The sequence below is a fragment of the Maribellus comscasis genome (genome assembly GCF_009762775.1).
Taxonomy (GTDB): domain Bacteria; phylum Bacteroidota; class Bacteroidia; order Bacteroidales; family Prolixibacteraceae; genus Draconibacterium; species Draconibacterium comscasis.
The window spans coordinates 5,397,523-5,409,095 of the sequence record NZ_CP046401.1 but is presented as its reverse complement, the minus strand read 5'-3'; the positions used below and the strand labels follow the sequence as shown (position 1 = coordinate 5,409,095).

The following is an 11,573-nucleotide window of genomic DNA, read 5'->3' as shown; positions in this document are numbered from 1 at the left end:
AAATATTGTTTCATAATCTTTAAATATCATTCTCTCTTTTTAGCGAATAACTTTTGATACTTTATATTTTGAGTTTATTTCTAATATCCAGGATTTTGCACTAAATTGTAATTTATATTTAATTCCTCTATAGGGATTGCTAACCAGTTTGTTTTTGGGTGTTCAAATATGCGCGTGCTGGTTTCAGGCATAGTCGAAATAGTATAAAACTCATTTGCCGTTGAGGCATCAAGATTCCATGCTTTTGGGGTTGCATTCATAACTTCTTCTGCTTCTTTCCAACGTCGAAGGTCATGATAACGTCGTCATTCGCATAAGAATTCAATAGAACGTTCCTAATGAATAATTTCACGCAATTTATCACCAGTTGGGATGCCACCTACAAGAGCCCAGGAATCTTCAAAAATAGGTAGTGCACAACGAGCACGAACTTTATTAATATATGACAAACTCTCAGAACTTAAGCTTCCATTATACTCAAAATCAGCCTCAGCATAACTAAGGTATAATTCCGCAAGTCGTATATATGGATATACCTCTTCGCGGTAGGTGATTGAATTGGATGTTTCATCATAAAGAAGTTCCTTGTGTATGTATCTTTTATTCAGGTAACCGGTGCATGATTGGTATTCGTTAGATGTGTTTAATGTACTCCCATGTAATTCACCACCACGTAAATATAAAATCTGAGTTTCTCCATTTATATCATATTCCCCTCTATCATATCCCACGTTGGCGTAAAAACGAGCTTCCCTATTGCGGTGTAATAGAGAAGTACTGTCACCTTCTGCTACAGAATACAAGTCTAAATCTTTGGTTAATGGATCTCCTGTTCTAAAAGCTATCTCGTAAATTGGAAATATGAACAGTATTCTACATATTTGTTTTTATTTCAAAAAGTGACCGACACCGAACTTTTCAAAAAATTAACTTCAGGCAACAAAAAAGCGTTTGACCAGTTGTTTTTGCGTTACTACAAAAACATGTGCCGTTTTTCACTGACTTTTGTACATGATACCAACGACTCGGAAGAGGTTGTTCAAAAGTTCTTTGTCAGGCTTTGGGAAAACCGAAAAAAACTGGAAGACCCTGAGGACATTAAAGCTTTTCTTTTTAAATCGGTTTATTATGAATCGATGAAATTAATTCGACAAAAAAACACGCGTAAAAAATACTTATCAGAGTACCTCGCAAATTTCAAATTAACTCAGGAAGAGCCGGAAGATTATTCCACGATTACACCCTACCTGAACAAGGCTATCCAAAAGCTTCCTGAAAGGTGCAGACAGATTTTCATCCTCAACAAACTAGAAGGTTTAACTCAAAAAGAAATTGCGGAATATTTGGGCATATCAATCAAAACGGTTGAGAATCAAGTCGCCATCGCCATTTCAAAATTAAGGGAAGAAGTAAAACCATTCTTACATTTAATCCCTGCAACTTTACTTTTTATCATTCTTTAGCAAAATTTTCGATAAACTTTAGGGGTTTCTTTTTTGGGAAGGTTCATTGTAATAAAAAACAATGGAGCAGATTCCAATACATCGAATCATTCAGTCTTTTGAAAACAAACTTTCGGAAAAAGAAAAAGAAGAGCTTGACGCATGGCTTTCGTCATCAAAAGAAAACCGGCAACAGTTTGAAGAACTCAGAAAAACATACACGGCGACAGGCAAATTAAAAATTGATTTTAATCCCGACGCGAAAGAAGGACTGGAAAAAGTGAATAAGCGTATTCAATCCGGAAAAACAAAACATATTGTTTGGAGGGCTGCAGCTGCACTATTGCTATTGGCTCTGGCAACTCAATTGGTTTTACAAATTCAGGAGCCAAATAACCGGACAGAAATTGTTGCTCAACAACGCCAGATTGTTTTTTTACCCGACAGTTCAAAAGTAATCTTAGCTAAAAATGCGTGTCTTAGCTATCCAAAAACTTTCAAAAAAAATGAACGTGATGTAAAACTAAATGGAACCGCATATTTTGAAATTACCAAAAAACCGGGAAAACCATTTCAAATAAAAACTCAACATACAAAAGTTGAAGTTCTGGGAACAAAATTTTTAGTTGAAGCAGATAATCCCAGCACAGAAAAAGTGACGGTTGACGAAGGAAAAGTTGCGTTTAATTCCGGAAGCTTATTTTCCGGTAAAAAATTAATTCTTACAAAAAACGAAATCGGAACATGGAACGCAAAAACGAAAAAGCTGAGCGAAGAAATAAATCAGCAACAAAACAGCAATTCGTGGCTTTCGGGAAGATTCAATTTTTCGAACATGCCCTTATCTGAAGTTTTAAAAACACTCGAACAACACTTCAATAAAAAAATAGAATTAAACGATAAAAACGCCGGGGCACTCAAATATTCAGGACAGTTCAATAGCAATTACAGTCTTGAAAATATTATAAAAACGATATGTCTTACACTCGATTTTTCATATGAAAAAAATGAAAATACTTATGTAATAAAAAAGCCATGAAAATAATTTTCTTGTTATTCATTATAATTCCCATTGTTACAATTACCGGAAACGCACAAACCGGTTCAAAAACTACCTATCTGAATGTATTGGAAGAAATTGCGGTAAAAGAACATCTGGAACTCAGTTATAGCCCGGATTTAGTTTCGCTTTCAGATAGTACCGACTTTTCATTCAGTGCAAATATTGATTCGTGTTTAGCGCAGTTGCAGAATTTACTGAATTCAAAAATAACTCAAACAAATACGCATTTAATTATTACATCAAAAATACCGGCATTTATTCATTTACAAGGAAAAGTTGTGGATGCAGAAACCGGAGAGTTTCTTCCGTATGCAAATATTTTAATTGAAAAAGCCGGAACCGGAACGATTACCAACACCAACGGAGAATTCGATTTCAAAATACAGGGCCGTTTTGCAGGAAGTCTGGCATTGTTTTCATTTCTGGGTTACGAACATAACAAAATAAACATCACAAATTCTGATGATGAAAGTCTTGTGATAAAAATGCAGCCAAGACCTTACACGTTAAGCGACATTTACGTACTTCCTTCGGGCACAGAAGCTGTAGATATTGTAAAGCGGGCGGTGAAAAATATTAAAAGAAATTATGCCCACACAACTTCGCAAATGGAAGCTTTTTACCGCAATACAAATTATCGCGACACGGTGGCTTCTCAACTCATTGAAGCTGCCCTTTTAATTGAAGACAAAGGAATTAACAAGCCAACTGAAACTACCCGTATTCAAATTCAGGAAATTAGAAGGAGCACAAACTACCTTGTTCCAAGAAGCAAAAAAGAGGAAGGGTTTATAACTGCAATGGATAAATATTTTGGACACCGAAATATGATCTATAAAAGTTATAGTAATGCCGTAAGAAGTTATCGCTCTGACTGGTGGTATTCTCCACTTACCGATTATGAAAATTTCCTATATGAATTCGCCGGTTTTGAATGGTTGGATTCCATTAAAGTGTATAAAATAAAATTCATATATAATGTCTTATGGCCAGATGGAACAAGAGCCTCTGAAAGTAAAAATTCAGAAAGTGCCGGATATATTTATATAAATTCAAAAGACTGGGCAATTCTAAAAATTGAGAGTTGGTTGAAATTCTTTGGAGAACATTCAAAAAAATTTAGTGGCAAAGAAGAATCAATTCTCAGCAAGTCTGAAACGACTTACCAAAAAATAAATGGCAAATATTTTTTGAAATATAAACGTGGTACAACTTCTCCAAATGGAAAATTTATGATTTATAAAAATCCGGAAGCTCTCGAAAATGAGAAAATTGTAAAAGAAAGACAACTAGCCGGATATGTACTTCTGATCTCCAAGGTTGTCACCAACAAAAAAGAAATGGATAAAATAAGGTACCGCGAGAAACTGGACAGAGAAGAAAACTCCTACAAAACCGTTTATCCTTATCATCCCGAATTTTGGAAAGACTTTAACATTTTGAAAGAAAATCCGCTAGAGGAGAAATTTATACAAGAAATGGAATGGGAAAAGTCACTGGATATTCAATTTGAAGAAAACTCATCGAACCACGCTGAAAATTAATAATTTGACAAAAAAGTTTGGAAGTTACACAGCTGTAAAAGACTTTAGTTTAGAAATTTCAGAACCGGGGCTCTACCTTTTTGTTGGCGACAACGGCTCTGGCAAAACAACGCTTTTTAATATCATTTGCGGATTAATTGCACAAAACAAAGGATATATAGAATTAAACAATTTTAAAGATGCCGATTTGCGCCGAAAACAGATGGGAATTTCCACAGAGCCATTTATTACAGAACCTTCGCTGAGTGTTCTTGAAATTGCAGAAATTGCCAGAAAAATAAAACAAACCTCTTTTGAAGAAATAAAAAAGTTACTCCTACTTTGGGAAATTTGGCCGGCACAAGAAAAAGCGTTCAAAGCCCTTTCAACAGGAATGAAAAAACGATTAAGCCTCGCGCTTTCGATGCTTGGAAATCCGAATTACTTATTGTGGGACGAACCTTTTAACGGCCTCGATCCGCTGGGAATAAAACTACTAAACCAGGTTATTCAGGAATTGATTGAAAAAAGAAAAACTATTTTTCTTTCAACGCATTTACTAAACGAAATTAATTTCCAGGCAACAGCCTGTTTTATTATGAAAGAAGGAATTTTAACAAGCACTGTTCTGCGCAACTCAACGGACAATTTCAACGAAACAATTATCAATATCCTAAAGAATGAATAAAATGCTGAGCATAGAATTAAAATTATTCAAAAATAAAAAGCAAATTCTTCCGGCCACCGTTTTGTTGCTGGCACTATTTTTTCTTGCTTTCCTCAACTATTGGTACGGGGCTGGCAAAAAACAACTGGACGGCGCCGCTCTTGCGGAGTTCATATCGATTCAGGCAAGTCAATCAACATTGCCTGCACTTTTTTTTATTTTTTGGGTGTTGCAACGTTCCATTCATCTCATTAATTCGGGCTATTACAAAATGCTGTTGCTTTTGGGTTGGCCACGCCACAAACTATTTTTTTATACCATTTTACAAGTTGGAGTGTATGCATTTTCGTTTATGCTGCTTAATTTTATTTGCTATGCTTCACTCAGCTTTTTTAAAGGAACAAATCCCTTGCAACTAATTCTGAATACCGACTACAATGCTTTGATTTCGCAATTTTTATATTTAGCAGCAACCGGTTTTATCGCTCTGGCAATTGCTTTTGCGCGCCCAAATCCGGTGATGGCGCTTCCCATTCTGGTTTATTGGCTGCTGGAAGGATGGCTGGTTCATTTTATTCATCGAAAAACAGAATCGGCAGCCGGAGATTTTCTTCCGCTTCAAGCTTGCAAACAAATTATTTCCGAAAATTTACTCGGAACAAAACAAGTATTGCTCGTCGCCGGCTACACTTTTATTTTCCTGATAATTCTCCATTTCTCCATCCAAAAAAGAATGTTCGTATGAAAACCAAATATCCAATTGTTGTTGCCCTCATTTTCATTGTTTTTCTTGTTATGAACAACAAAATAACCGAATGGAAAACCTTCCGATTTTATAATCAGTTGGTAAATATTGACGACCCCATTCGCAAAGAATTGGAACGCGATGAGTTTTTAAGCGACGAAGCGGGTGCGCAAACCTTGGTTCTTAATTTATGGGCAACCTGGTGCGGTCCGTGCCAAAAAGAAATTCCGCTGTTAAATAAACTGGTAGATAAATACGAAAACGAAAATACGCTTTTCCTTTCCATTACCGACGAGACAGAAAAAGATGTGGAAAAATGGGTGGAACTTCAAAAAAACGAGCCGCGTTATTTTCCGCTATACGAGAACAAACGATTGATGAATTATTTGTTTCAACTTAATCCGAAACCTGGAATAAAAAAAGGCCGCTACCCGGAATTACTTCCCACAAATATTATCATCCATAACGGCAAATTACTGCTTTTTGAACAAGGCTTTTCAGAGGAAACCATCATAAAAATGGACTCAATCCTTATGTCAATACACTAATTAGCAAAAAACCCCGCCAAATGGCGAGGTTTTCGTATATCAATTTTAATAACTGATTAGTCAAGTTGTGGTCCAGCAGCAACCAATGCTTTTCCTTCTTCGTTGTCCGTATATTTTTCGAAGTTTTTGATGAAACGTCCGGCCAGGTCAGCAGCTTTTTCGTCCCAGTCAGCAGCATTTGCATACGTATCACGCGGGTCAAGAACTTCAGTAGCAACACCTTTTAATTCAGTAGGGATTTCAAGGTTAAAAACCGGCAGGTTTTTAGTTGGAGCCACTTCAATAGAACCATCAAGAATTGCAGTAATAATACCACGGGTATCTTTAATCGAGATACGTTTTCCGGTTCCATTCCATCCGGTGTTTACAAGGTAAGCCTCAGCTCCGTGCTCTTCCATTTTTTTCACTAATTCTTCACCGTATTTTGTTGGGTGTAAAGAAAGGAAAGCAGCACCAAAACAAGCAGAGAAAGTAGGTTGTGGAGCAGTAACCCCACGCTCAGTACCTGCTAATTTTGCAGTAAATCCTGATAAGAAGTGATATTTAGTTTGTTCCGGAGTTAATTTAGCAACCGGAGGAAGTACTCCAAATGCATCAGCAGTCAGGAAAATAACTTTTTTAGCGTGACCTGCTTTTGAAATCGGTTTAACAATATTTTCAATGTGGTAAATCGGGTAAGAAACACGTGTGTTCTGAGTTACAGAACCGTCGTTAAAATCGATTTTACCGTCAGCATCAACAGTAACGTTTTCCAACAAAGCATCACGTTTGATTGCACCGTAAATTTCCGGTTCAGCTTCTTTATCCAGGTTGATGGTTTTTGCATAACATCCACCTTCAAAGTTGAAGATACCTTCATCATCCCAACCGTGCTCATCATCACCAATCAACTGGCGGTTTGGGTCAGTAGATAAAGTTGTTTTACCGGTTCCTGAAAGACCAAAGAAAATAGCAACATCACCGTCTTTACCTACGTTTGCTGAACAGTGCATAGAAGCCATTCCACGAAGTGGCAAGTAGTAGTTCATCATAGCGAACATACCTTTTTTCATTTCACCACCGTACCAGCTACCGCCAATAACCTGCATTTTTTCAGTAAGATTGAAAACGGTATAAACTTCAGAGTTCAAACCATGTTCTTCCCATTTTTCGTTGGTTGTTTTTGAACCGTTCATTACAACAAAATCGGGCTCGCCATAGCCTTCCAATTCTTCTTCTGTCGGGCGGATAAACATGTTTTTTACAAAGTGAGCCTGCCATGCTACTTCCATAATAAAACGAACTTTTAACCGAGTGTCTTCGTTGGCACCACAGAAAGTGTCAATAACAAACAGTCTTTTCCCTGAAAGCTGTTTAACAGTATTTGCTTTTAACTCAGCCCAAACTTCGGGAGTTGTAGGTTTGTTGTCGTTAGGCGATCCTGGTGTTGTCCACCAGATGGTATCTTTTGTTGTATCATCTTTAACGATGAATTTATCTTTAGGTGAACGTCCTGTAAAGATTCCGGTCATAACATTTACAGCGTCTAATTCTGTAAGTTGTCCTTTTTCAAAACCTTCCAATTCAGGTTTCATCTCTTCTTCGAAGAGTTGTTCGTAAGATGGGTTATAAACAATTTCCTGTACGTCTTGTATACCGTACTTCGACAAATCCAAGTTTTTCATAACTACCTAATAATTAACTTAATAATACTCTTTTCAATACGTAATTTCGGTGAACAAAAATAACTTTTTTTTCCAACCCCGGCCGATAAAGGTTTTGATTTAGCCGCTTTTTAGCTCCAATTAAACAATATCTTAACAATTAACTTTTGCACCCTACTTGTTAAATATTTATATCGATATGATCTCAAAAAAAAGAGCATCGTTTTTTTTCGTTCAATGCTCTTTTTCTTTATTTAAATTTGAATTTTAAGACCTTGGATGAAACTGATGAATGGTACTACGAAGATAATCGCGGTCTAAATGCGTGTAAATTTCTGTTGTCAATATCGATTCGTGCCCTAACATTTCCTGAACAGCGCGCAAATCAGCACCTCCATTAATTAAATGCGTTGCAAATGAATGCCTGAATGTATGCGGGCTTATCTTTTTTTCCAAACCAATTTTATCAGCCAAATTTTTAATAATTGTAAAAATCATAACCCGACTTAACTTTCTGCCTCTCCTGTTCAGAAACAATACATTCTCACTTTCTTTACTTATTTTCAACGTTTTGCGATACCCTTTCAGATATTTATTTATTTCTTCAATTGCTCTGTTGCTTACCGGCACAAGCCTTTCCTTGTCTGCTTTTCCTTCTATTTTTACAAAACCCTGGTCGAAAAAAAGATTGGTAAGTTTCAAATTCACAAGTTCTGAAACTCTTAACCCACAACTATATAGTGTTTCAAGCATTGCTTTATTACGCTGTCCTTCCGCTTTTTCCAGGTCAATTGCTTCAATCAACGAATCAATTTCTTCCATTGTTAAAATATCGGGAAGTTTTCTCCCTATTTTGGGAGACTCAAGTAAAGCAGTTGGATCGCTGTTAATTTTTCCTTCTATTAAAAGATACTTGTAAAATGATTTTATACCAGAAATTGTACGAGCCTGCGTTCTGGGACTAACACCTCTTTCATTCAGCCATTCAACAAAACTTTTTAAATGCGAAAGTTTAACTTTATCCGGTGCAATTTTTTTAAAGTTCTTTTCTAAAAACTCGACCAACTTATTTATATCATTGATATACGCCGCAATTGAATTTTGCGACAGCGATTTTTCCAGCCTCAAATAATTCTCGTAGCCTTTTTTACTGTCCTCCCACTTCATATCTTTAATTTTATATTTTGTTAATCGTTTTATTTAAATAATTTTGAAATAGAATCAGTACTATTTTTTAATTATTTGAATACTAGTACGATTGATTACATATAAAGTTACTATAAAAAAAATTAAAATCGAAATGTAATGAAATTATTGATAATCAACGGCCCAAATTTAAATCTGTTGGGGAAACGGGAAAAGAATATCTACGGGGACAAAAGCTTTGACAGTTTTTTTAAAACATTAAAGAATAATTTCAGAGAAGTTGAATTAAATTATTTTCAATCAAATATTGAGGGAGAATTAATCGACAAAATTCATGAATTTGGGTTTAACTGCGATGGTATAATTATTAACGCCGGAGCATACACCCACACTTCGGTTGCTATACGCGACGCAATTGCAGGTGTAACAACGCCGGTTGTTGAAGTTCATATATCAAATACTTTGTCGCGTGAAGATTTCCGGCATAAATCTATAATCGGGCCGGTATGTAAAGGATGTATTATGGGTTTTGGACTGGATTCATATACGCTTGCAATTCAAAGTTATTTGGTAAATAAAGATTAAATACTACTTCAATCTTAAATTTAATTTTTGTTTAATCCGAAATGAAATACAAAGAGACAAATAGTTCTACATTTGCAGCCTTTTAAAATTAAAGACATGAGACAAACAAAAATTGTTGCAACAATATCCGACCAAAAATGTGATGTGGATTTTATAAAATCTCTTTACGAGGCCGGGATGAACGTAGCGAGAATAAACACTGCTCACATAAGCAAAGAGAGCGGAAAAAAACTTATTGAGAACATACGCACTGTTTCTGATAAAATTGCGATTCTTATCGATACCAAAGGACCGGAAATAAGAACCTGCAAAACCCAAAACCAACTAGAGGTGACCAAAGGGCAAAATATTTCGATAGCCTATCATGAAATGGAAACCGGAAACGCTCATATTTGTGTAAACTATAAAAACTTTGTGCGAGATGTAAATGAGGGCGACAAAATTTTAATAGACGATGGCGATATTGAAATCACTGTTGTTGAGAAAAAAAAGGAATATCTGGTTAGCAGGATTGAAAACAGCGGTACTATAAAAAATAATAAAAGTCTAAATATTCCGGGTGTAAAAATTAAACTCCCTTCTATTTCTGAGAAAGACAAAGAATTTATCAACTTTGCCATCGAAAACGAATTGGATTTTATTGCGCACTCATTTGTACGGAATAAAAAAGATGTCGAAGCAGTTCAAAAAATTCTGGATTTACAAAACAGCAAAATCAAAATCATCGCCAAAATAGAAAACCTGGAAGGTGTAAATAAAATCGATGAAATTCTGGAATCGGCATACGGAATTATGGTTGCCCGTGGCGACCTGGGTATTGAACTTCCCGCAGAGCAGATTCCAACAGTACAGAGAAATTTAATCAGAAAAGCAATTATCCAGAAAAAACCGGTGATAATTGCGACTCAGATGCTGCATAGTATGATTGAACACCCGCGTCCGACTCGTGCAGAAGTGGGCGATGTGGCCAGTGCTATTTATGCACGTACCGACGCCATTATGCTGAGTGGAGAAACAGCGTACGGGAAATATCCGGTAGAAGCGATACAAATGATGGTTAAGATTGCCAACGAAGTGGAACCTGACAGGGATAAACGCTACGACGTTATTCTACCACCTGTAAAGCATGAAATACCCGCCTATCTGGCGCAGTCGGCTTTGAGAGCAGCGAGAGAGCTTAATCCGGTTGCAATAGTAACTTCAACAACAACAGGGAAAACCGCAAGATATATATCGGCATATCGTTCAACCACACCCGTTTTGGCCAAATGTCATTCAGAACAGGTTGTCAGACAGTTGGCACTTTCTTTTGGAGTTTATCCGTCGTACCTGCCCATCAAAAAGAATAAACTAAAAATTCAGAAGGCGGCAATTCAAAATCTGATTAAGGAAAAGACGATTAAAAAAGAAGACCTTATTATATATATCGGTGGCCGGTTTGGAGAAGATTCGGGGGCATCGTTTATTGAAATCTCATCGGCAGATAAACTACTGCTCGATCCAAAAATGTATAAGTAATAAAACGGGTTACCGGAAATCAATAACTTCCACATCCTCATAATCATCGGCATTAAAAACAAAGTCGGAATCAGGAAAAGATTTGTTGGTTTCTATATTCTTTACTTTTATACTATACATGTTACCGCCGTTCTCATAAAGCGTCGCGGAATCAATCATTAGTGTCGATTTATTAACAGCTATATTTATTTTTGAAACTTCCTGAAAATTTTCGTCAGGAAACAAGTCAATTATATATAACGATTTGTTTCCTTCTTTTTTCTCCTCCACAAATTTCGATTGAAAACCTTTCTCGTAAATATTAAACAGAGAGGAAGGATCCATCAAGTCACCACTTTCTTCGTCGATGGTAGAGATTGTTACCTGGTTTCCGTCTTCCATGTAATTCCAAAGTGTTTCCCCGTCAGAATATATTTTTACGCCAAGCTCCGGAAGTACCACTGCATATTTCTCACCCTTTAGTTTTATTGTTCCGTCGTTTGCTTCATGAATTTCCATTTCCTTATTTTCCATTGTGAAAGAGAAATCAGCTTCAATGGTAGTATAAGAACGCGTTTTACTGCTTACCTGATCTAAAATATCTTTTGCTTTTTCGTCTCCCTGGGCAAACGAGAACAAGAAAGAAATAAAAATTATACTTGTAAGAAATATCTTTTTCATCTGTTTTTAATTTTTTCGGCTGCAAATATTCAA

The 11,573-nt window shown here is 36.2% G+C and carries 11 protein-coding genes and 1 pseudogene; 8 read left to right on the top strand and 4 right to left on the bottom strand.

What is annotated here, in order from left to right; genetic code table 11:
* Nucleotides 1-80: 80 nt before the first annotated feature.
* A pseudogene (locus tag GM418_RS31715) lies at nucleotides 81-803 on the bottom strand (RagB/SusD family nutrient uptake outer membrane protein).
* A 96-nt stretch (nucleotides 804-899) separates the two neighbouring features.
* On the opposite strand from GM418_RS31715, the gene GM418_RS21885 reads away from it, so the two are divergent.
* The 6 genes from GM418_RS21885 to GM418_RS21860 all read left to right on the top strand — a co-directional run bounded on the left by GM418_RS21885 (nucleotide 900) and on the right by GM418_RS21860 (nucleotide 5,988).
* Nucleotides 900-1,463, top strand: coding sequence for an RNA polymerase sigma factor (locus GM418_RS21885; RefSeq protein WP_158869347.1), 564 nt, complete (start codon nucleotides 900-902; stop codon nucleotides 1,461-1,463).
* A 61-nt stretch (nucleotides 1,464-1,524) separates the two neighbouring features.
* A complete protein-coding gene (locus GM418_RS21880) occupies nucleotides 1,525-2,481 on the top strand; it encodes a FecR family protein (RefSeq protein WP_158869346.1) in 957 nt (318 codons plus the stop codon).
* Nucleotides 2,478-4,049: a carboxypeptidase-like regulatory domain-containing protein gene (locus GM418_RS21875; protein WP_158869345.1), complete on the top strand. Its 1,572-nt coding sequence runs from the start codon at nucleotides 2,478-2,480 to the stop codon at nucleotides 4,047-4,049. The genes GM418_RS21880 and GM418_RS21875 overlap by 4 nt, the downstream gene beginning before the upstream one ends.
* Nucleotides 4,050-4,053: 4 nt before the next feature.
* The gene (locus GM418_RS21870; protein ID WP_158869344.1) at nucleotides 4,054-4,716 is read left to right on the top strand and encodes an ATP-binding cassette domain-containing protein; all 663 of its coding nucleotides are present in this window, start codon (nucleotides 4,054-4,056) and stop codon (nucleotides 4,714-4,716) included.
* Nucleotides 4,709-5,440, top strand: a complete 732-nt coding sequence (locus GM418_RS21865) for a hypothetical protein (RefSeq protein ID WP_158869343.1) — start codon at nucleotides 4,709-4,711, stop codon at nucleotides 5,438-5,440. Before GM418_RS21870 ends, GM418_RS21865 begins: the two co-directional genes overlap by 8 nt.
* Nucleotides 5,437-5,988 (top strand): TlpA family protein disulfide reductase, encoded by a 552-nt coding sequence (locus GM418_RS21860; protein WP_158869342.1) that lies wholly within the window; start codon nucleotides 5,437-5,439, stop codon nucleotides 5,986-5,988. The genes GM418_RS21865 and GM418_RS21860 overlap by 4 nt, the downstream gene beginning before the upstream one ends.
* Nucleotides 5,989-6,044: 56 nt before the next feature.
* On the opposite strand, the gene pckA is transcribed toward GM418_RS21860, so the two are convergent.
* A complete protein-coding gene (gene pckA, locus GM418_RS21855; RefSeq protein WP_158869341.1) occupies nucleotides 6,045-7,652 on the bottom strand; it encodes a phosphoenolpyruvate carboxykinase (ATP) in 1,608 nt (535 codons plus the stop codon).
* 246 nt (nucleotides 7,653-7,898) lie between these two features.
* Entirely contained in the window at nucleotides 7,899-8,798 is a 900-nt protein-coding gene (gene xerD / locus GM418_RS21850; protein WP_158869340.1) for a site-specific tyrosine recombinase XerD, read from the bottom strand.
* A gap of 138 nt (nucleotides 8,799-8,936) precedes the next feature.
* On the opposite strand from xerD, the gene aroQ reads away from it, so the two are divergent.
* Together aroQ and pyk are read left to right on the top strand one after the other, a co-directional pair.
* Entirely contained in the window at nucleotides 8,937-9,362 is a 426-nt protein-coding gene (gene aroQ / locus GM418_RS21845; protein ID WP_158869339.1) for a type II 3-dehydroquinate dehydratase, read from the top strand.
* A gap of 96 nt (nucleotides 9,363-9,458) precedes the next feature.
* Complete coding sequence (gene pyk / locus GM418_RS21840; RefSeq protein WP_158869338.1) at nucleotides 9,459-10,880, top strand: pyruvate kinase; 1,422 nt, start codon at nucleotides 9,459-9,461, stop codon at nucleotides 10,878-10,880.
* Between the two features lie 9 nt (nucleotides 10,881-10,889).
* Here the strand turns inward: pyk and lolA1 are convergent, their stop codons facing one another.
* Nucleotides 10,890-11,540 carry an outer membrane lipoprotein periplasmic chaperone LolA1 gene (lolA1, locus tag GM418_RS21835; protein ID WP_158869337.1) on the bottom strand — a complete coding sequence of 217 codons (651 nt, stop codon included), beginning with the start codon at nucleotides 11,538-11,540 and terminating at the stop codon, nucleotides 10,890-10,892.
* Between the last annotated feature and the right edge of the window lie 33 nt (nucleotides 11,541-11,573).